Source organism: Agromyces cerinus subsp. cerinus (genome assembly GCF_900142065.1).
GTDB lineage: Bacteria > Actinomycetota > Actinomycetes > Actinomycetales > Microbacteriaceae > Agromyces > Agromyces cerinus.
This window is the reverse complement of the sequence record NZ_FSRJ01000001.1, coordinates 443,932-464,693: the sequence shown is the minus strand read 5'-3', so window position 1 is coordinate 464,693 and position 20,762 is coordinate 443,932. Positions and strand designations below refer to the sequence as shown.

Sequence of the window (20,762 nt, the reverse complement as noted above, 5' to 3'; positions counted from 1 at the left end):
ACGTGCTCCTCTGAGATGTTCTGGCCTTGGTGGTGACGCCGGGTCACCAGGTGTTGAAGCTGATGCTGTTCCACTGACTTCCGCTGATGGCTCCGAGCGTGCGAGAGGTGCCACCGCTCACGTTCTCGAAGTGCACCGCGATCGTCTCGCCCGCCGATCGCACACCGAGGTGGTTCTGCAACTGTGCGCGGCCGTCCGCTCCGATGGACATGGTCTCCTTGTAGCTGCCCACCGCGCCGCCGTTGATCGTGGCGTAGACCTTGTAGGTGCCGGGATCCATGTTGCTCCAGGTGATGCGCACCTCGGCGCATCCGCCGCCGCCGCTCTGGCACGACATGCTCGCGCCCTTTCCGATCGATCCCGACGGCTGCGGGTTGCTGACGACGGTCGAGGCGGTCGCGCCGGGACCCGTCTGGCCGCTGCCCCGGTTGATCGCCTGCACCTCGACGGTCCAGGTGCCCGCGCTCGCGCCGCCGGTCGACGCCGACGTCGCGTTCGTGTAGTTCCAAGCCCCGCCGTTCAGGCGCCACTTGTACTGCAGGGATCCGCCGCCGGTGATCGACGGCTCGCTCCAGTTCATGTTCAGCGTGGCGGGCGCGGTGCCGCCCGCGCTGATCGACACGTTGCGCGGGGCTGTGGGCGTGCCGTAGGGCGTCACGGTCTCGCTCGCGGGCGATGCCGCGGAGCTGCCCTTCTCGTTCCTCGCGGTCACGGTGAAGGAGTACCCCTGACCGTTGGTCAGGTTGTCGATCGGCTGGTTCGATCCCGCGGCGTCCGCCGGGAAGGTCTTGCTGCCGCCCGACCAGCGCACGGTGTAGTCGATGATCGGCGAGTTGTTGGTCGCGGGCGCCTGCCACCTCACGGTCGCGGCCGCGTCGCCGGCGGATGCCACGGGCGGCGCGGGCCGGTCGGGCGGGGCACGCACGATCACGGTCGCCCGGCCGGTCACCTCGCGCAACGGATCCTTCGTGCCGTCCTGCACCCGGTAGACGATGCTCAGCTCGCCCGTGAACGTCGGGCCGGTCGTCACCGTGATGTCGGAGGCGGTGTAGCTCACGCTCGCGGTCGACCCGACCGACGCCTGATCGATCTGGGCGTCGATGATCCTGAGCGGCACGCCGTCGGACTCGAACGGGTTGAGGTCGTTGGCGAGCACGTCGATGCCCTTGCTCGTCGCCGGCTCCATCTCGACGGGGCCGTCGTCGCGAACCTGCGCGGTCGGCCGTGAGGAGCTCACGACCTCGACGTCGATGGATCCGGGAACCGAGAACTCCTTGTAGTCGACCGTGAACGTGAGGGTCGTCTTCGTGCCGGGCTGAACGCCGAGCGGGGAGCCGACCGTGAGCTTCGACCCGTTGAGGCTCGCCGTGAAGTCCTCGCTCTGACCCTGCAGGCCGTTGTACGTCAGTTGCTGCAGCACCGCGTCGCTCGGGTGACCGCTCGACTCGCGAAGATCGATCTCCTGCGCGGCCTCGCCCGCCTCGACCTGCACGGTGCGGGGGGTGAACGTGGGCGGCACGTCTTCGAAGTTCGGGTCGCCGACAGTCACGTTGATCGTGAGGAACGCCTTCCGGCCCTTCGGGTCGGTCGCGCTCTCGCCGTCGGTCACCTCGAACGTCACGCTCGACGGACCGCGGAAGTCCTCGGCCGGGGTGTAGGTGAGCGTCGAGGCATCCGTCATCGGAGACGTGCCGTCGCTGTTGGACGCCGTCGCGGAGAGGATGCGCGCCGGCTTGCCGGAGGGCACGATCACGATGTCGCCGAGGTTCCACGAGATCGTGCCGTTCATGCGCACGATCTGCGGGCCGAGGTCGGCGAGGTAGGGAGGCGGGAAGACCTGCTCCTGCTCCTTCTGCTCGTCGTCGTCGGCGACGACGTTCGGAGGCACGACGATGAAGGCCATCGCCGTCAGGTCGTCGATCTCGTTCGTCAGGCGGTAGGCGATCGCCTGGCGCTCCGACGTCGGGGTGACCTTGACGGTGCCGTCGCTCATCACCTCGGCGTTCTCGGAGTTCGGCCCCTCGACGGCGACCGTGAGGTCTTCGACGAGTCCGCCGGGGTTCTGGGCGTCCTTCAACGGGTCGACGGTGACGCTGCTCTTGTCGACGACCTGCTTCGGCTCGACGATCTTGTCGTGCGCGGTCGGCGGTTCGATCTTCGCGTCCTTCGCGACGAGCACCTGGATGAACGCGCCGTCGGCGCCGCCGTGCCCGTTGGTGATCTCGTACCGCACCGAGCTGCCGCCCTCGGCCTCGGGCGCCTCGACGAGCACGCGGTTGTTCTTCACGCTCGCGGTGAGGCCGTCGCCCACCTCGGGCAGCTTCTTCTGCACCTTGATCGGGTAGCCGCTCGGGTCCGAGTCGTTCGCGAGCACGTCGATCGCCGCGCGACGGCCGGGCCGGAGCTCGACGACGTCGTCGACCGCGTTCGGCGGCAGCGCCTCGGTCGGTCGCGGAATGACGCCGATGCGGATCGTGCCGGTCGCGGAGGCGCCGCTGGTGTCGGCGACCTCGTAGGTGAAGCTGTCGGTGCCGGCCGAGCCCGCGTTCGCCTCGTAGCTGATGTGCGTGCTGCCGATGTCGGTGATGCGACCGAGCGAGGGCGGCGTCGTGATGCCGACGAGCGTGACGGAGTCGCCGTCGGGGTCGAGACCGTCGAGGGGGATGTCGATCTTGACGGCGGTGCCCTCGAAGGTGCGGGAGGTCAGCGGCAGCGGCAGCGGTGCGCGGTTGCCCTCGGCATCGGGAGCCACGACCGTGAACCGCACGACGGCCGAGGCCGACTGCTCGTAGTCGTCGGAGATGCGGTAGCCGACGGTGTAGACGCCGGGCTTCTTCGGCGCCTGATAGCGCACCGTTCCCTCGGAGGTGAAGGCGAGCCCGCCGGCACCACTGACATCGGCGAGCTCGCTGTCGAGCGTGATCGGCGCGGCATCGGGGTGGTAGTCGTTCTCGAGCACCGGCACGGTCACGATGTCGCCCGCGCGCACGGCGACCGCGTCGTCGACCGCGACCGGCGGCTGGTGCTTGACGAGCGGTGGAACGGGCACGACGGTGACCGTGGTCGTCGAGGTCGCGATGCCGTCGGAGACGGTGTACGCGAACTGGAGCTGTTCGGTGAGCGCCTCGGACGCCGTGATCCTCGCGACCGCGTTGTTCAGCACCTCGACCGAGAGCAGATCGCCGGATGCCTCGGTGTCGACCGTCTGCACGGCGAGCACCCGTCCGCTCGGGGACACGTCGTTGATGAGCACCGGAAGGGTCGTCGGCTCGCCCGGACGGAGATAGGCGGTGTCCTTGACCGCGATGGGCGGTGGCGCCTCCCCGGGCGCCTCCTTGACGTCGACGCGGATCAGGCCGACGCTCGTCGCCGCGCCGGCGCCGAGGTTGTAGATGAAGATGTGGCTGCCGACCTGCCGGGACGAGAAGGCGATGGCGCCGCGCTCGAGGTTCGGTGTCACGGAGGCGCTGGTCGGCGTGCCCTCGACACCGAGGAGCGCCAGCGGCTCGCCCGACGGGCTGAGGTCGTTCACGAGCGGTTCGATCATCACCGTCTCGCCGGCGAAGACCTCGGCGAAGTCGGGCGTGCCGACCGGGTTCAGCGCGCCAGGCTCCTTGACCTCGACGGTCAGCACCCCGGCCGAGGTGACCGTGCCGTCGGAGACGACGAACTGCACCTCCTTGGTGCCGAGCTCGCCGGTCTTGTGCTCGAAGGTGACGAAGCCGTCGGGTGCGAACCGGACGGAGTCGCCGGTCGTCGGCGAGGCGCTCACGAGGAAGACGTCGTCTCCGTCGGGGTCGATCCAGTCGCTGAGCACGTTGTAGCCCATCGCCTTGCCCTGCTCGACGCTGATCGCGCCCTCGCGGATGGCGACGGGCGGGTTGTTCTCAGCAGTCGGGCGGATCGTCACGTCGACGTGGGCCTGAGCGACACCGAGCCGTCCGTCGTCGGCCGTGTACTGGAACGACACCGTGCCCGAAGCCCCCGGCGCCGGGGTGAACTGCAGGGCTCGGCCGCCGTCGATGACCTCGAGCTTGCCCGACTCCTCGGCGATCTCACCGACGTTCGTCGCGGTGAGCACGTCGCCGTCGGGGTCCGTGTCGTTCTCGAGCACCTCGAGCAGCGTGGTGCGGCCCGGTCGCACGCCGAACTCGTCGTCGCGCGCGGTGGGCGGACGGTTCGTCTCGCTGCGTTCGGCGAGCGTGTCCTCGAAGGTCTGCTGGGAGGCCTTCTCGTCGCCCTCCTCGGCGTCGCTCTCGTCGGGCGGGGTCACTTCGTCCCAGTTGTCGACGAGACGCATGTTGGAGTCGACGAGCCACACGTTGCCGTTCGACAGGTTGTTCAGCGCGATCACGCTGCGATTCACGCGGAACTCGAGGCGCGAGCCGGCGGTGACCTGCTCGATGGTCTGCACGGCCGGTTCCCGCCCGTCGCAGGCGCTGACGTATCGGCCGACGCCCGCCCACGCCCCGTGGGCGCAGCCGTCGAGCCAGACCGGGCTGGCGACCTCGTCGGCAGTGGTGGGCGCGTCGATGTCGGCGGCGATCGTCTCGACGTCCCCGCCCGCGAGCGGAACCCGCAGGAGGCCCTCGCCCGTCGCCAGGAGCACCGAGTCGCTCTCGGCGCCGACCTGCTGGATCTTGAGTGCCGTCTCGTCGAGCTTCCGCGCGCTGCCCCCGATGATCAGGGCGTTCTTCTCGGTGTCGAGCACCACCGGCTCGTCGCCCACGATCGACAGCTGGTGCTCGCCGATCGCCGGGAGCGCGCTCTTCTCGGGACCCGCGCCCGGCGACGGGATCTTCACGAGCTGGTCGTCGGCTGCGGAGCTCGCGTACACGACGCCGTCGTTCGACACCGCGATGTGGGCGCCCTTGCCGAGCTGTGCGATCGGCTCGGTGTCGGCCGGGTTCAGCTGCAGGTCGCCCGCGGCGCCGGTGACCCAGAGCTCGCCCTTCGGCGAGAGGATCGCGAGCGTCTCACCGCCGTGGTCGACCTCCGACCCCGGAGGAGCGGCGATGCCCTGCCCGAGGGTGGTGAATGCGGGATCGATGCGCTCGATCGATCCGAGACTCTCGTCGTAGAGGAAGACGTCGTCGCCGTCCTGCAGCACATCGAACGCATTCGACGCCGTGTTGACCGCTGCGTCGAGTTCTTCGATCTGACGGTTGAGCCGACCGGCGAGCAGTTCCTTGCCGTTCGTGACCCAGACCTCGCGAGCCGAGAGGTCGACGTCGGTCACGGGAAAGCCCTGGTGGAGCACGGCGAAGGTGAGCGGAACGCCGGCGAGCAATGAGATCGCGACGGTCGATGCGGCGGCTTTGCGCGTGCGCACCCACGACGCGAAGGTACTCACTCCGTCACTCCCCTGTTCCGCTCGACCTCGGGACCGGCGCCGGGCTCAACCCCCACACCGGGGTACACGGTAACACGATCGTCGCGCGAGTCCACATGGGCAGGACTCCCCTCGTCGCACTGCGCGAGGCGCCGGTCGGAACCCCCGCTGCTCAACAGTCGGGCACCGTGCGCGCGCCGCGGTTCGTGTGGGCGGCGAGCACGAACCATCCGTTGTAGACGCCGCTCGCCTGGACCATGTAGAAGTAGCTCTCGCCCCATCGCTGCGAGCGGCACACCGCGTCGATGACCGTGCCCGCCGGGATCATGCCCGCGGGGTTCATCGTGCACCCGCGCTCGGCGTTCGTCGGCGGGTTCGTGTAGGTCTCGTCGGGTTCGGGGCAGGTGCTCTGGGTCACCGTGGTGCCGTTGACCGGAGTCCAGGGCGCGGTGGGCGTCACGGTGCCCGACATGGTGCGCGGCCCGCATCCGGCGACGTTGCACGCCTGCACGAAGTATCGGGAGCCCGACCCGTTCGAGCCGGTCGCCGACGCCGAGGTGCCCGTCGCGGTGCCCGATCCGCCAGGGGTGCCCTCGAACGTCCACTCGTACCGCGAGATGCCGCGTCCGCCGTCGTTTGCGGGCGGCGACCAGTTCAGCGAGAGTCGCGCGTCGCCGGACGCCGACGCCACGAGGTTCGCGCCCGCGGGCGCGCCCGGCAGGCCGAACGGGGTGCCCGACGCGCTCGTCGGCGACGCACCCGAGGTGCCGATGCCGTTGGTGGCCTCGACCTGGAAGCGATACGCCGTGCCGTTCGCCAGACCCGAGATCGTGTGCGCGAGTCCTGCGGCATCGGCGGCGAAATCGGCGCTGCCGCCGTTCCACGACAGCCGGTAGCCCGAGATCGCCGAGTTGTTGTCGGGCGGAGCCGACCAGCGCACGCTCACCGAACCGTTCTGCTCCGAGACGATCACGGGCGCTTTCGGCACCTCGGGCCGATCGCGAACCGTCACCATGACCCGGCCCTGGGTCTGGCGGGTCGGATCTTTCGTCGCGTCTTGGATGCGGTAGATCACGCTGAGGGTCCCCGTGAACGAGGCGCCGGTCTGCACGGTGATCCCCGTCGACGTGTGGGTCACCGACGCGCTCGAACCGACATCCGTCTGGTCGATCTCGGCGGCGACGACCTGCAGCGCCGTTCCCGGGAACGGATTGACGTCGTTGGCGAGCACGTCGAGCGTCTGCGAGTCGCTGCGGACCATCTCGAACGGCCCGTCGTCGAGCGCCTGGGGCTTCGCACGTGTCGATGAGACGACGGTGACGTCGACGTAGCCCGGCACGGTGAACTCGCCGAGCACCACGTCGAACGTGAGCCGCGTCGCCGTTCCCGTCGGGACGCCGAGTGGAGCGGAGACGGTCAGGATGCCGCCGGCCACGGTCGCCTCGATCTCGGGCGTCGTGCCGCGGAGGTTCGCATAGCCGACGCGCTCGAGCATCGCCGGGTTCGGGTGATCGGTCGATGCTCGGAGGTCGATCGCGAGCGGCGCTTCGCCGGCCTCGATGGTCTCGGAACGCGGAGTGAAGACCGGCGGCGTGTCGGCGAACTCGGGGTCGCCGACGAAGACCGGAATCGTGAGGAAGACGTTGCGCGGGTCGCCGGACTTCGCATCTGCCCGGTCGCTGACCTCGAAGGTGACCGACGCCTCGCCGCGATAGTCCCGCTTCGGCACGTACTGCAGGGTCTGCTCGTCGACGAACGACGACTCCGCCCAGTTCGTGCTCGTCGCACTCAGCGATCGCACCGGGCGACCCGACGGCGCCACGACGATGTCGGAGACCTGCCAGGAGATCCGCCCGTTCATGGGCACGACGATCCGATCGAGATCGGCGAGGTACGGATCGGCCGCGTCCTCGCCGGCGGCCGGAACGACGATGAACGCCATCGCGTCGAGCTCGTCGAGCTCGTTCGTGAGCCGGAACGCGACGGCGAATCTGCGCGAGCTCGGCCGGACCTCGACGGTGCCGTCGTCGAGGACCGTCGCCCGGCCGGCGTTCGGCCCCTCGAGTCGCACGACCAGCTCGTCGACGAGGCCGCCCGGGTTCGTGGCATCGCGCAACGGGTCCACCCGCACCGTGTCGACGCCCACGACGTCGACCGGCTCGACGACCTGATCGGCCGCGGTCGGGGGCAGCACGGTCGCGTCGTGCTTCACGACGACCTGGACGAATGCGGTGTCGGCGCCGCCGTGCCCGTTCGAGACCTCGTATCTCAGCGTGAACGCGCCTTCGTGTTCGGGCGCCGTGACGATCACCCGCCGGCGATCGTCGATCTCGGCCTCGAGGGCGTCGTCGACCTGCGGGAGGTCGACGACGCCGAGCGCTCGTCCGCTCGGGTCCGAATCGTTCAGGAGCACCTCGACGGACGCACGACGCCCCGGCTTCATCTCGATCGTGTCATCGACGGCGTTCGGCGGAGCCGAGGTCTCGGGCGGCGGGATCACGCCGATCCTGATCGACCCGGTCGCGCGCTCGCCGAGCGCGTCGTGCACCTCGTAGGTGATCGTGTCGGTGCCGCTCGAGCCCTCGAACGCCTCGTACGTGATCGACGTGCTCGTCTGGTCGACGACGCGGCCGAGCGCCGCCCCGCCGAGCACGCCCGTGAGGACGAGCGAATCGCCGTCGGGGTCGAGTCCGTCGAGCGGGATGTCGACGGTGACGGCGGACCCTGCGAACGTGCGCGAGGTGAGCGGCGGCAGGGCCGGGCCGGTGTTCCCCTCGTCGTCGCGCGCGACGACGGTGAAGGCGATGCTCGCGCGGGCGGTCTGCTCGAAGTCGTCGACGACGGAGTAGACCGCCGTGTAGGTGCCTGGCTCTTCCGGCGCCTGGAATCGCACGCGGGACCGATCGACGAAAGCGACGCCGTCGCCGAGCTCGGTCGAGGCGAGTTCGGGCAGCACCCGCATCGCAGCGGCATCCGGGTGGTAGTCGTTGCCGAGCACGTCCACCGTCGCGATGTCGCCGGCGCGCACCTTCGCCGCGTCGTCCACCGCGACCGGCGGCTGGTGCTTCACGAGCGGGGGCACCGGAACGACGGTGACCGTCGCACTCGACGATCCACTGCCGTCGGAAACGGTGTACCGCAGCTGCAACTGCCGGTCGAGCGCCTCGGCCGCGGTGATGCGCAGGGCGGTGTTGGTCAGCACCTCGACCGACACGAGATCGTCGATCTCGGCCGAGTCGACGGACTGCACGGCCAGCACACGACCCGACGGGGACACGTCGTTCGCCAGAACCGACACCGTGGTCGGCTCCCCCGGGCGGAGGTAGGCGATGTCGACGACGGCGATGGGCGGCGGGTCGGCTTCGGGCTGATCGACGATCCGCACGCGAATGAGGCCGACACTGACGGATGACCCTGCGCCGAGGTCGTACAGCACGGTGAAGTCGCCGGGCTCGGGCGAGGAGAACGCGATCGTGCCCCGTTCGAGATCTGGCGTCGCGGTGAGGCCGTCCGGGATCTCATCGATGCCGAGCAGGGCGAGCGGAGCGCCCGACGGGCTGAGGTCGTTCAGCAGCGGTTCGACGAGCACGGTCTCGCCGGCGAAGCCCTGCCCGAAGTCGGGGGTTCCCACGGGGTTCAGCGCCCCGACGGCCTGCACATCGACGGTCAACGTGCCGGACGCGGACGTCTGCCCGTCGGAGACCGTGTACGCGACCTCCTTCAGCCCGAGTTCGCCGCTCCGATGCTCGAACGTCACGAATCCGTCGGGGCTGAACCGCACCGTGTCGCCGCCGGTCGGCGATGCGTTCACGAGGAACACGTCGTCGCCGTCGGGATCCGTCCAATCGGACAGCACGTTGTAGCTGATCTGCTGCCCCTGCTCCACAGCGACCGCCGCCTCCCGCGAGGCGGCCGGCGCCGCGTTCTCGCCGACCGGGACGATCCGGACGTTCACGGCCGCCTCGGCGGCGCCCGATCGTCCGTCTTCCACGGAGTAGCGGAACGAGACCGTACCGGCCGCGCCGTCGGCCGGCGTGAACTGCAGCGCACGACCGTCGTCGATCGTCTCGAGTCGGCCGAGGGATGCCGCGACATCGGAGACCGATTTGATCGTGAGCACGTCGCCGTCGGGGTCGGTGTCGTTCTCGAGCACCTCCAGCAGCGTCGTGCGATCGGGTCGCACCCCGAGCTCGTCGTCGCGCGCCGTCGGCGGGCGGTTGGTCTCCGTGCGCTCCGCGAGCGTGTCCTCGAACACCTGCTGGGCGCTCTTCTCGTCGCCCTCCAGCTCATCGGATTCCTCGGGCGGCGTGACCTCCTCCCAGTTGTCCACGAGGCGCAGGTTCGCATCGACGAGCCAGGTGTTGCCCGAGTTCAGGTCGTTCAGCGCGACCACGTCGCGGTTCACCCGGAACTCGAGCCGGGCGCCGACCGTCGAAGGGACGATGCGCGATCGGACCGGTTCGGCGTCACGGCACTGCACGACGTACGACGACGATGTCGCCCGTGCCGCGTGCACGCACCCCTCGACGAACACCGGCGCGGCGACCTCATCGGCCGAACGGGCCGGCTCCGACCCCGCGGCATCCAGGTCGATCTCGCGCACCGACCCCCCGTCGAGCGGCACCGCGAGGAGCGCGTCGGCGCCGGCGACGTACGCCGTGTCGTGCTCGGGCCCGGACTGCTGCAACCGCAGCGCCTCGCCGGGCAACTCGATCTCGCGCCCCTCGACGAGCAGCACGTCACGGTCGGTGTCGAGCACGACCGCGCGGTCGCCCACCGCGGCCAACTGGTGCGCTCCGAACTCGGGCAGGTCGGTCGTGAGCGGTGCGGCCCCATCGGGGGCGAGTCGGTGCAGCACGTGCGCACCCGGCTCGGTCACGAAGGTCGTGCCGTCGGCGCCGACCGCGACCTCTGCGTCGGCGCCGACCTCGATCACGGGCTTCGTGCCTGCCGCGTCGAACGAGAGTTCGCCGCCGGCGGGGATCGCCCACAGTTCGCCGCGCGGCGACAGCACGGCGAGCATGTCGCCGCCGAACGCCACGCGGGAGCCGATCGGCACCTCGACGCGCTGCGTCAGGGTGGTGAAGGCGGGGTCGATCCGCTCGATCGACCCTGCGTCGCGATCGTAGAGGAAGACGTCCGCCCCGTCCTGGAGCACGTCGGCGCCGTTCGACTGCGTCGCGACGGACGCATCGAGTTCTTCGATCTGGCGGTTGAGCCGACCGGCGAGCAGTTCCTCGCCGTTGGTGACCCACACCTCGCGCGCTCGCAGGTCGGGATCGGTCACGGGGAACCCGCGATGCACGACCGCGACCGTGACACCGCCGACCGCCATCAGCGACAGCACCACGCCCGAAGCGAGCCCCTTGCGAGCCCGCAGCCAGGCGATCGGGCTCACTCTTGGGCCGCGTCGAGCAGGGGGAGGTCGTCGATGCTCACGAGGCGCGTCGCGACGGCATACTCCACGAGCCGCGCGCGACGGTTCGTCGCGAGCTTGCCGCGACCGCCGCGCAGCCCGTCGACGCCGATGCGGTCGAGCTTCTCGCAGACGTTGTCGAGCTTGCGGTTGAACGTCGTCATGCTCCAGCCCAGGCGGGCTGCGGCCTCGGCCGAACTGGGGACGAGCGCCCGCCCGCCCGCCGGCTGCGACAGGACGTTCTCGGCCAACGAGACCACGAGCAGCCGCTGGCTCGAGGTGAGCGTCACGGGCAGGATGGTCGTGCCGCCGTCGGTGGGCGCCGCGGTCAGCGACGTGTTGTAGAAGTCCTCTTCGGCGTGCACCGTGAAGTCGTAGGTCGTCGCGCCGGCGCTGAACATCACGTGCACGGTCTGGAACACGAGCGGCAGCTTCGCGCCCGGCGCGAGCCACGCCTGCACGCTGCCCGTGGCGTCGGAGATCGTGGCCGAGAGGATCTGGCCGACGTTCGAGAGCCACCAGAGCCCGTACTCCGCCGACAGGGTGAGGAACGTGCGATGCAGGTACGGGTTGTCGTCGATCGTCAGATCCGACTCGCGACCGATCGTGAAGGGCGCTCCGTCCTCGACGGTGTAGGTCTCACCGCAGTACTCCACGCGAAGCGGTCTCATGGCGTGCACCCGGTCGCCGCCTCGGACACCTTGCTGCCTCGCTGCACCTGCACCTCGATGCAGGTTCGGATTCCGGAGGAGGTGCCCTCGACGGTGATCGTCGAGTCCGTGGAAACCTGCGGGTCGCCCGAGCCGTCGGACAGCTTCCAGCGGTAGCGGTCGCCCTGCTCGGGGTCGGCGTGCGACACCTCGAACGTGACGCTGGAGCCATCGGCGCTCGCGACCCCGGTGGAGACCACAGGAGCCGGAATGGTCTGCCCGATGACGGCGTTCTCGCCTTCTGGCTTGTCGGTCGCGACGACGGGCGAGCCGGCCACGGAACCGGACATCGCGATCGCGACGCCGATCACAGCGGCGACGACGAGCCCGGCGACGATGCCGACGATGGGTCCGACCCGGCTGCGGCGCGGCGAAGCGGATGCCCCGGGCGATGAGCCGGATGTCCCGACCGGGCCGCCGGGGCCACCAGGACCGGCAGGCCGCACGATCGTCGACTCAGGCGCGGTCGTCGCCTGCGAGAACGGCGAGGACGGCGAGAACGGCGAGGACGGCGAGCCGATGGTGCCGGCGGGCCGCACGATCGTCGCATCGGGCGATTCGGCGACTCGAGGGCGACGCACGACGGTGCCGTCGTCGACGACCGCGCCGACGGTCGACGCCGATGCCACGGGAGCCTGCGCCTGGATCTGCTGCGGCGAGCGCGCCCGCGTGGCGTCCTCGTCACTCGACGGAGTCCGCGGCGCCTGCGCGTCGACCGTGCGCACGGAACGGGCCCGCGTCGCATCGGCGTCGTCGGGCTCGGCCTCCTCCCGCGCGCTCGCGAGGTTCGGCACCTCGATGTTCGTGGCGGCGTAGCCGAGTTCGAGTTCGACGCGCTGCAGCGCCCTGGCGAACTCGACGGCGCTCGGGTAGCGATCGTCGCGCCGACTGGCCATGCCCTTGGCGAGCACGGCGACGAGGCTGCGCGGCACGTCGGCGCGGTCCATCGGCGTGATCGCCCCGCGCTCGATGCGGCCGATGAGGTCGAGCGAGCCGTTCGAGCGCCCGGGGATCTCGAACGGGGTGCGCCCTGCGATCAGCGTGTGCACGGTCGCCGCGAGTGAGAACACATCGCTGCGGGTGTCGGGGCGCGGATCGTCCTCGAACATCTCGGGAGGCGACCACGGCACGCTCATGCCGACCGCGGAGGGGCCGGAAGCGGTGCCGGAGGCGAGATCGCTCGCCGTCACGGTGTGCACGGGCAGTTCGCCCTCGAGGTTGGAGGAGATTCCGAAGTCGGTGAGCGCCGGCCATCCGTAGTCGTTCGTGAGCACGTTCGCCGGCTTGATGTCGCGGTGCAGGATGCCTGCCGCGTGGGCCGTTGCGATCGCGCCGGCAAGGCGCACGCCCGTGCGCAGCGCGTCTTCGATCGACAGCGGCTGCCGCTTGTACCGTTCGGCGAGGCTCGGTCCGGAGCAGTACTCCATGACGAAGTACGGACGGCCGTCGGCCGAGACGTCGGCATGGAAGATGGTGACGATGAACGGATGCGCCGACAGCTGCGCCATCAGGTTCGCCTCGGCGACGAACTGCGCCTTGGTGTCGCGGCCGAGACCCTCGGCGAGCAGCACCTTGACCGCGACCTTGCGTCGCGGCAGCTTCTGCTCGTAGAGGAAGACGTCGGCGAACCCGCCCGACCCGAGCAGCCCGTGCGCGGCGTAGCCGGGCAGCTCCGGCGGTGTGGACGGGGCGCGACGCATCAGCCGCCCACCACTTGGATGGTCCATCCGCCGCCGAGGTCGACGACGGTGCCGGTGAGCACGGGGGTCGGCTCGCCCGATCGCAGCTTCACGGGGGCCTTGCCGGGCGCCACGACGTGGGTGCCGTTCCGCGAGTGCAGGTCGGTGATGACGACGGTGTCGCCCTCGAGGGCGAGTCGCACGTGGCTGCGCGAGATGTCGGGGTCGCCGAGTCCGATCGTGATGAGTCTCGGGATGCGACCGCCGGACACCTTGCTCACGCTCGGGGCTCGCCCGAGTACGACCTCGTGGCCGATCGATTCGAGGGTGCCGTCGGGCATCCGGATGCTGGCCTGAGCCGCAGCGGCCGGCGCCGCCGGCGCTCCCCCGGCCGGTGTCGCCACCGCCCCGCGCGCCGCGCGCTCCTCGCGGAGCCGCCGGATGTCGATGCTCGCGACGGTCATGCCGTCGTGGTCGCCGTCGACGGATTCCGCTGCGACGACGACGGACGGCGGCCCTGCGGGCAGTCCGCCGGCGAAGGCGGAGGAGGAACCCGCGATCGTCTCCTCGTCGGGCACCGGCACCATCGTGAGCTCGACCGGCGCGGTGACGCGGGCGGGCGGCGCGGGTGGCGGTACCGGTACCGGTACCGGGGCGGGTGCCCGCACGAGCGGCGGCGCCGGTTCGGGCGCGGCGACCGGCTCGGGCGCGGCGACCGGTTCGGGCGCGGCGACCGGTGCGGCAGCAGGAGCAACCGGCGAGGCGGGCGCAGGGGCCGAAACGGCGGCGATGGCCGCCGCCGCACCCGGCCGGGGTTCGGGCGCGACCGGTTCGACGCACTCGGAGACGATCGAGCGCAGCGGCACCACGCCTTCGACGACGGGCAGCGGCGGCGCAGAGGCATCCGCAGCGCCGTCGACGACGATCTCGATCATGGCGGAGCCGTCGAGCACGCGCTCGACCCAGGTCGACACGCCCGCGTCGTGGATCTCATCGGCGGCGGAGCGCACGCTGATGGGGCCGCGCACGACGACCCGCGCCGTGCCGGCCGCCTCGTCGCGCACGACGAGGGCGAACGGGGGCGTGGCGGCGAGTCCCTGCGCGGTGAGCCGGTCGAGCACCAGGGACGTCGGGTCGCCGGTGCCGAGCTCGGGCCAGAGCGCGGTGAGCCGGTCGGTGGCGTCGGCGCGAACGACGAGGATCACACCGCCGCGAACCGCGGCGAACCACGCCGCCTCGGAATCATGCCGGTACGTCGCCATCTCCGCCTCCCCCAGTGCGCGGCCGTGTCTCTTCGACCGCTCTCGACAGCCTCCCGCGCCGATCGCGCGTCGTCTCGTCATCGTCGTCGTCGGCCCCGAGCACGGACTCGACGACGATCGCCGTCACGTTGTCGCGACCGCCGTGCTGCAGCGCGGTGTCGACGAGCTCGCCGGCGAGCCCCGCCGCGTGCCCCGCGTCGCCCGCGAGGATGTGCGCGATCGTGCGATCGTCGACCTCCTTCGAGAGGCCGTCGCTGCAGACCAGGAACACCTGCCGCCCGGCGGCGGGGATCAGCCAGACGTCGGGGTCGACGAACTCGTCGGCGCCGAGCGCGCGCGTGATGACGTTGCGTTCGGGGTGCCGTTCGGCGTCTTCGGGCTGGATCAGTCCGGCGTCGACGAGCTCCTGCACCGCCGAGTGGTCGACGCTCAACTGGTCGAGGGTGCGGCCGTCCCAGGCGTACACCCGCGAATCGCCGATGTTGAAGACCATCCAGTGGAAGCCGGCGCCGTCGCCGGCATCGACGAGGGCGACGCCCGACAGCGTCGTGCCCGCGACCGCGGTGCCCTCTTCGCCCGCTTCGCTCAGCGCGCGAACGGCATCGTTCGAGCTGTGGATCGCGTCGAGGACCTGCTCGGGCGACGAGGGCACACCGAACTCCAGGTGCCGGGAGAACGTCTCGATGACGGCCCGGCTCGCCGCGTCGCCGCGAGCGTGCCCGCCCATGCCATCGGCCACGAGATAGATCGGCGCCTCGGCGAGGAAGGAATCCTCGTTGACGCTGCGGACACGACCGACATCGGTTCGCGCGCTGTGCGCGATGAGCGCAGCCCCGCGGGTCAGGGCGACGACGCCCTCGCCATCACCTGACACGGTTCTCCTCGGATCGAGCGGGAAGGTCGGCAGCCGCAGCGATGCATCTGGCGCCGAGCCTCCACGCTAGCAAGTCCGCGGCCGTCTCGATGACGCCTGTGGAACCGGCGGTCGCATGACGGCCTCAGACCGCGCCGGCACTTCCCCGTCGAGCGTGGCCGAAGGGCTCGAGCGGCCCCACCCGCGGTGCAGGCTTCATCGGACGCTCCGCACGCGGTAGATCAGGATGCCGCCGAGCAGCATGATCGCCGCGGCGACGACGTAGAGCTCGCGATAACCGGCGAAGCTCAGCACGAGCCAGGCGACGAGCGGTGCGATCGGCAGGTTCTGCGCCGCGTTGATGAGGCCGAGGTCGCGGGCCCGATTCGTGCGGTCCGGCAGCACGTCGGTGACGAGCGCCTGGTCGACGGAGAGGAAGACGCCGTAGCCGAGGCCGAGGAGCACGGCGGCGACGATCGACGCATCCCAGGTCGGCACGATCGCGAGCAGCAGCGCCGCCGCCGCCTGCAACGCCGCGGCGACGAGCACGAAGATGCGCCGGGCGCGGAGTCGATCGGAGAGCAGGCCGCCGAGCCACCCGGCGAGACCGCAGGCGACCAGGTAGACGAGGATCAGCACGAGCATGCCGGTGTCGGGATCGTCGACCTTCAGCACATCGGAGAGGAAGAAGAGCAGGTAGGCCGTGCCCACCATGTTGCCGGCGTTCACGAGCACGCGCGAGGACATGGTCCAGTAGTAGTCGTGGTTCGGTCCGAGCGGCGGGAACCGCAGTGCGGCCGCGAAGCGCTTCGGCGCGGCATCCACCGGCGGCAGGGGGTCGCGCGAGCCGAGCAGGAACGGCACCGCGCAGGCGAGCGCGAGCACGCCGATGATCGCCCAACTGCCGCCGACGTCGGGCACGAGCATCGTGACGATCACCATTCCGATCGCGAGGGCGAGCACCTGCGGCACGCCCATCGCCGCCGAGGCGCGACCGCGCTGGAAGCGCGGCACCTGGTCGGCGATCACGGCGGAGAGCGCCACGAGCACGGCCGCGTATCCCAGCGCGACCAACGCGATGAGCACGGCGATCGCGATCGGGTCCCGCTGGATCCCCACGAGCGCGAACGAGACGCCGCCGAGGAGGAATCCGCCGAGGATCCAGGCCCGGCGGCGCCAGCCGGGCAGGCGCGTGCGGTCGCTCAGGATGCCGAACACGGGCACCGAGACGAGGATCACGACGGAGGACTCGCCGATGAGGAACGCGGTGAGCGCGACCTTGTCTTCAGGGGCGACGAACTCCGCGAGCTTGGCCATCATGAACTGCCCGGGCAGCATGACGAGGAGCCAGAGGCCGAACCATGCGAGTGCGAAGCGGAGGAGCCATCCGATCGAGACCCGCGACGGCACGGGGCCGGCAGGTTCGGCGGGCGCGTTCAGGGGGTCGGGCTCGTTCGCCCGGTCGACGTTGACCATGCAACGAAGTATGAAGTGGGACGACCGTCCGAGTCAATCGTCCCACTTCAAAAGATGGAGTGCACCCGCGCGCCACCGCCCGGCCGGGCGGTGGCGCCCGGGACTCAGCGACCGTCGGTGTGCGAGTCCTCGGTGAAGTGCGGCACCTCGTCCATGAGCTTGTGCCCCCGCGACTTCGCATCGTGACGGGCCTTCACGAGGCTCGCGACCGTGGCGACGGCCATCGCCGCGAGGATCACGCCGAGCGACATCCAGGTGGAGATCTCGGGCGCCCACTCGATGGGCTCGCCGCCGTTGATGAAGGGCAGCTCGTTGACGTGCATGGCGTGGAACACGAGCTTGACGCCGATGAACGCGAGGATGAAGGCGATGCCGTACTTGAGGTACTCGAGGCGCTCGAGGAGGCCGCCGAGCAGGAAGTACAGCTGGCGCAGGCCCATGAGTGCGAACACGTTCGCGGTGAACACGATGAACGGACTCTGCGTGATGCCGAAGATCGCCGGAATCGAGTCGAGGGCGAAGAGCAGGTCGGTCGTGCCGATCGCGATGAAGACGATGAGCATCGGCGTGAAGAAGCGCTTGCCGTCGATGACGGTGCGGAGCTTCACTCCGTCGTACTCGTCGGTGATCGAGACCCGGCGGCGGAGGATCCGCACGATGAAGGTGTCCTTCTCCTCCTCGTCGTGGTCGCCGCGCACCTGCTGGATCGCGGTCCACACGAGCCAGGCGCCGAAGATGTAGAAGATCCACGAGAAGTTCTCGATGAGCGAGGCGCCGAGCAGGATGAAGATGCCGCGCAGCACGAGCGCGATGATGATGCCCACCATGAGCACCTCCTGCTGCAGCTTTCTCGGCACTGCGAACTTCGCCATGATGATGACGAACACGAAGAGGTTGTCGATCGAGAGGCTGTACTCCGTCAGCCAGCCGGCGAGGAACTGCCCGGCGAACTCGCCGCCGGCGAAGAAGTACATGAGCCCGGCGAAGATCAGCGCGAGCACGACGTAGAAGACGACCCAGAGGGTCGACTCCTTGATCGACGGCACGTGCGGCCGCTTCAAGACGAGCAGGAGGTCGGCGATGAGGATCAACGTCAGGACGACGAGGGATCCGACTTCGAACCAGATGGGGAGTTCGAGCAACGTGATGCCTTTCGGAGTTTGCGGGGACGACGGAATCCGAAAGTCTCTCCCCCTGCAGATTCGCAGGTCCCACGCCCGGAGCGGCTGCGACGGCGCTCGTACTGACGATCGTGGGTCGAGGCCGTGGCCCCGCGGGATACTCCCCTTCGCTCTCGCGAGTCTAGTCGAACGGCGCACCCGCTCGGCCGCCGACGCTCACGGTTCCGGGTCGCCCCGCGCCCGTAGACTCGTGCTCCCACCAGAAGGAGAGTGCCTGTGAGCTCGACACCCCCCGCCCGCCAGTACCGCCCGACCCCGGGCTCCGCCCTCGTCGGCTACGCGATCTTCGCGAGCCGCTGGTTGCAGGCGCCGCTGTACCTCGGGCTCATCGTCGCCCAGACGATCTACGTCGTCGTCTTCATGGTCGAACTCTGGCACCTCGCCGAGGGCGTCATCGCACATCCCGAGAAGATCGACGAGGCGGACATCATGCTCGCCGTGCTCGGCCTCATCGACGTCGTGATGATCGCGAACCTGCTCATCATGGTCATCATCGGCGGCTACGAGACGTTCGTCTCGCGCATCAACGTCGACGGCCACCCCGACCAGCCCGAGTGGCTCAGCCACGTCAACGCCAACGTGCTGAAGGTCAAGCTCGCGATGGCCATCATCGGCATCTCGTCGATCCACCTGCTCAAGACCTTCATCGAGGTCGGCGACATGACCGACGGCGTCGCCAAGGGAACCGAGACCGGGCAGGACTACACGTGGGAGGGCGTGATGTGGCAGGTCATCATCCACTCCGTCTTCATCCTGTCGGCGCTCGCGCTCGCACTCATCGACCGCATGTCGTACCACAAGGTCGCCCCGCACGAGGTGCACGACGGCATCCCCGTCGCCTATCCCGTCGCCCCGGCGGGTTCGGTCGGCCCGGACGCACCTGCGCCCGTCGAGACCGGCGCTCGCCACTGACACGACGTCGGGCGCGGCATCCATCGGATGCCGCGCCCCGACGTTCATCGCCCCGGGCGCGCCGCTGACCGTTCGTGCCCCGAAACGCAGAAAAGCCCTCGCGAAACGCGAGGGCTTTTCCACTTGTGTTGTCGCATGTCACATACGTGACCCCAGCGGGATTTGAACCCGCGCTGCCGCCGTGAGAGGGCGGTGTCCTAGGCCGCTAAACGATGGGGCCGAATCGACAACTTGAAGAGTATGACACAGCTTCGGGGCCGCTGCAAAATCGAGGCCGCCGCAGCATCCGTTCCCCCGCCCTCACCCGATCGCGCGCACCAGCTCGCGTCGAAGTCAGACGAACACGGCGAGCGCGCCGGGGACGATCTCGACATCGATCGGCAACTGGCCGATGCGCTCGCCATCGGCGTAGGCGACGATGTCGTCGGCCTCGATGCGCACCTCCCGACCGGTGAGGAACTCCACCGCGGGATGGTCGGTGTGACGCCCCGCGAACACCTTGGGGAAGACGGCGACGAGCCGGGCTCTCGAGATGGGGTGCACGATGAAGACGTCGAGCGACCCGTCGGAGAGATCCGCGTGCGGCACGATGCGCATGCCGCCGCCGATCGACGAGTTATTGGCCACCGAGACGAGCATGGCCCGCTGCTCGCGCCGCACGCCGTCGATGGTGATCGCGTAGCTGCGAGGGCGGAAGGTGACGAGCTCGCGCACCATCGCGAGCGTGTAGCGGCTCGGACCCTTGGGGCGGGTCATGCCGTTCGCGCGTTCGTTGACGACGGCGTCGAAGCCCGTCGACACGACGGACGCGAACCAGGTGCGAAGTTCGCCATGCCGGATGAGGCCCGCGTCGATGAGTTTCGGCGGCCGGCCGAGCGCCCCGACGAGCGCCTCGATCGCCGCGGCCGGATCGTCGAAGGGCAGGCCCAGGCCGCGCGCCAGGTCGTTGCCCGTGCCCGCGGCGACGATGCCGAGCGGCACGCCGGTGCCCGCGAGCAGGTTCACCCCGAGCGAGACCATCCCGTCGCCGCCGACGACGACCAGCCCGTCAGTGCCGAGCGCGAACGCCGATTCGGTCGCGCGCCGCAGGAGTTCGAAGTTGTCCTCGCGGAGCACCGTGACCTCGTGCCCCTCGTGCGCGAGCCGGTCGGCCACCGACTGCCCGACCGCACGATTGCGCCCGAACGAGGCTGCGGGGTTGATCGCGACGAGGAGTCGCCGTGGGGCGCTGGACATGGTGCGATTCTGACAGGCCGCGGCCTTGCGCGGCGACGACGCCAAGGTGTTGGCTCGGAGCATGCGCCTCACGAAGCTCGAACACGCTGCACTCGTCATCGAGGACTCGGGCGACAAGCTCTACATCGACCCCGGCAAGTTCACGACGCCCATCACCGAGTCGGCGGGCGCCATGGCGGTCGTCATCACGCACCGGCACGACGATCACTGGACTCCCGAGCAGCTGACCCGCATCGCCGAGGCGAACCCCGATGTGCGCTTCTTCGGGCCGGCCGGGGTCGCCGCCGCCGCGACCGGCTTCCCGGTCGAGACGGTCGAGGCGGGCGACGCCGTCGAGGTCGGCCCGTTCCGCTTGCGGTTCTTCGGCGGCCGGCACGCCGTGATCCACCCCTCGATCCCCGTGATCGACAACCTCGGCGTGCTCGTGAACGACGCGCTCTACTACGGCGGAGACTCGTTCACGGTGCCGGGCGTGCCCGTCGATGTGCTCGCGGCGCCAGCTGGCGCGCCCTGGATGAAGATCAGCGAGGCCATGGACTACGTCGTCGAGGTCGCGCCCCGACGCGCGTTCCCGACCCACGAGATGGTGCTCTCCCGGGCGGGCAAGGCGCTCTCGAACGCCCGTCTCGCGTGGGCGACGGAACAGGGCGGCGGCGAGTACCTGCCGCTCGAGCCGGGCGACACGCTCGACTTCTGACGCGGCGG

At 70.1% G+C, this 20,762-nt stretch carries 11 protein-coding genes and 1 tRNA gene; 2 read left to right on the top strand and 10 right to left on the bottom strand.

What is annotated here, in order from left to right; translation table 11 throughout:
* Window positions 1–43: 43 nt before the first annotated feature.
* From BUR99_RS01995 to BUR99_RS01960, 8 genes are all read right to left on the bottom strand, one after another.
* Window positions 44–5,353 carry an Ig-like domain-containing protein gene (locus BUR99_RS01995; RefSeq protein ID WP_074258689.1) on the bottom strand — a complete coding sequence of 1,770 codons (5,310 nt, stop codon included), beginning with the start codon at window positions 5,351–5,353 and terminating at the stop codon, window positions 44–46.
* 151 nt (window positions 5,354–5,504) lie between these two features.
* Entirely contained in the window at window positions 5,505–10,730 is a 5,226-nt protein-coding gene (locus tag BUR99_RS01990; protein WP_074258688.1) for an Ig-like domain-containing protein, read from the bottom strand.
* The gene (locus tag BUR99_RS01985; protein WP_200802650.1) at window positions 10,727–11,419 is read right to left on the bottom strand and encodes a hypothetical protein; all 693 of its coding nucleotides are present in this window, start codon (window positions 11,417–11,419) and stop codon (window positions 10,727–10,729) included. The genes BUR99_RS01990 and BUR99_RS01985 overlap by 4 nt, the downstream gene beginning before the upstream one ends.
* A complete protein-coding gene (locus tag BUR99_RS01980; RefSeq protein ID WP_074258686.1) occupies window positions 11,416–13,158 on the bottom strand; it encodes a serine/threonine-protein kinase in 1,743 nt (580 codons plus the stop codon). Before BUR99_RS01980 ends, BUR99_RS01985 begins: the two co-directional genes overlap by 4 nt.
* Complete coding sequence (locus tag BUR99_RS01975) at window positions 13,158–14,399, bottom strand: FHA domain-containing protein (protein WP_074258685.1); 1,242 nt, start codon at window positions 14,397–14,399, stop codon at window positions 13,158–13,160. Before BUR99_RS01975 ends, BUR99_RS01980 begins: the two co-directional genes overlap by 1 nt.
* A complete protein-coding gene (locus BUR99_RS01970; RefSeq protein ID WP_234980711.1) occupies window positions 14,380–15,273 on the bottom strand; it encodes a PP2C family protein-serine/threonine phosphatase in 894 nt (297 codons plus the stop codon). Before BUR99_RS01970 ends, BUR99_RS01975 begins: the two co-directional genes overlap by 20 nt.
* A 195-nt stretch (window positions 15,274–15,468) precedes the next feature.
* Window positions 15,469–16,728, bottom strand: a complete 1,260-nt coding sequence (locus BUR99_RS01965) for an MFS transporter (protein WP_074258684.1) — start codon at window positions 16,726–16,728, stop codon at window positions 15,469–15,471.
* Window positions 16,729–16,832: 104 nt separating this feature from the next.
* Window positions 16,833–17,870 carry a TerC family protein gene (locus BUR99_RS01960; protein ID WP_074258683.1) on the bottom strand — a complete coding sequence of 346 codons (1,038 nt, stop codon included), beginning with the start codon at window positions 17,868–17,870 and terminating at the stop codon, window positions 16,833–16,835.
* A gap of 255 nt (window positions 17,871–18,125) precedes the next feature.
* Here BUR99_RS01960 and BUR99_RS01955 point away from each other — a divergent pair, with 255 nt between their 5' ends.
* Complete coding sequence (locus BUR99_RS01955) at window positions 18,126–18,821, top strand: TIGR00645 family protein (RefSeq protein ID WP_084183529.1); 696 nt, start codon at window positions 18,126–18,128, stop codon at window positions 18,819–18,821.
* Between the two features lie 147 nt (window positions 18,822–18,968).
* Here the strand turns inward: BUR99_RS01955 and BUR99_RS01950 are convergent.
* Together BUR99_RS01950 and BUR99_RS01945 are read right to left on the bottom strand one after the other, a co-directional pair.
* Window positions 18,969–19,041 (bottom strand) — tRNA-Glu (locus BUR99_RS01950).
* A 113-nt stretch (window positions 19,042–19,154) separates the two neighbouring features.
* On the bottom strand, window positions 19,155–20,057 hold the full coding sequence (locus BUR99_RS01945) for a diacylglycerol/lipid kinase family protein (RefSeq protein ID WP_074259420.1): 903 nt from the start codon (window positions 20,055–20,057) through the stop codon (window positions 19,155–19,157).
* A gap of 61 nt (window positions 20,058–20,118) precedes the next feature.
* On the opposite strand from BUR99_RS01945, the gene BUR99_RS01940 reads away from it, so the two are divergent.
* Window positions 20,119–20,754, top strand: coding sequence for an MBL fold metallo-hydrolase (locus tag BUR99_RS01940; RefSeq protein ID WP_074258682.1), 636 nt, complete (start codon window positions 20,119–20,121; stop codon window positions 20,752–20,754).
* Window positions 20,755–20,762: the final 8 nt, after the last annotated feature.

Excerpts from the sequence above, each read along its gene's own strand:
- BUR99_RS01965 (WP_074258684.1), bottom strand. The coding sequence starts at position 16,728 with ATGGTCAACGTCGACCGGGCGAACGAGCCCGACCCCCTGAACGCGCCC.
- BUR99_RS01940 (WP_074258682.1), top strand. The coding sequence starts at position 20,119 with ATGCGCCTCACGAAGCTCGAACACGCTGCACTCGTCATCGAGGACTCG.
- BUR99_RS01945 (WP_074259420.1), bottom strand. The coding sequence starts at position 20,057 with ATGTCCAGCGCCCCACGGCGACTCCTCGTCGCGATCAACCCCGCAGCC.
- BUR99_RS01985 (WP_200802650.1), bottom strand. The coding sequence starts at position 11,419 with ATGAGACCGCTTCGCGTGGAGTACTGCGGTGAGACCTACACCGTCGAG.
- BUR99_RS01975 (WP_074258685.1), bottom strand. The coding sequence starts at position 14,399 with ATGGCGACGTACCGGCATGATTCCGAGGCGGCGTGGTTCGCCGCGGTT.
- BUR99_RS01980 (WP_074258686.1), bottom strand. The coding sequence starts at position 13,158 with ATGCGTCGCGCCCCGTCCACACCGCCGGAGCTGCCCGGCTACGCCGCG.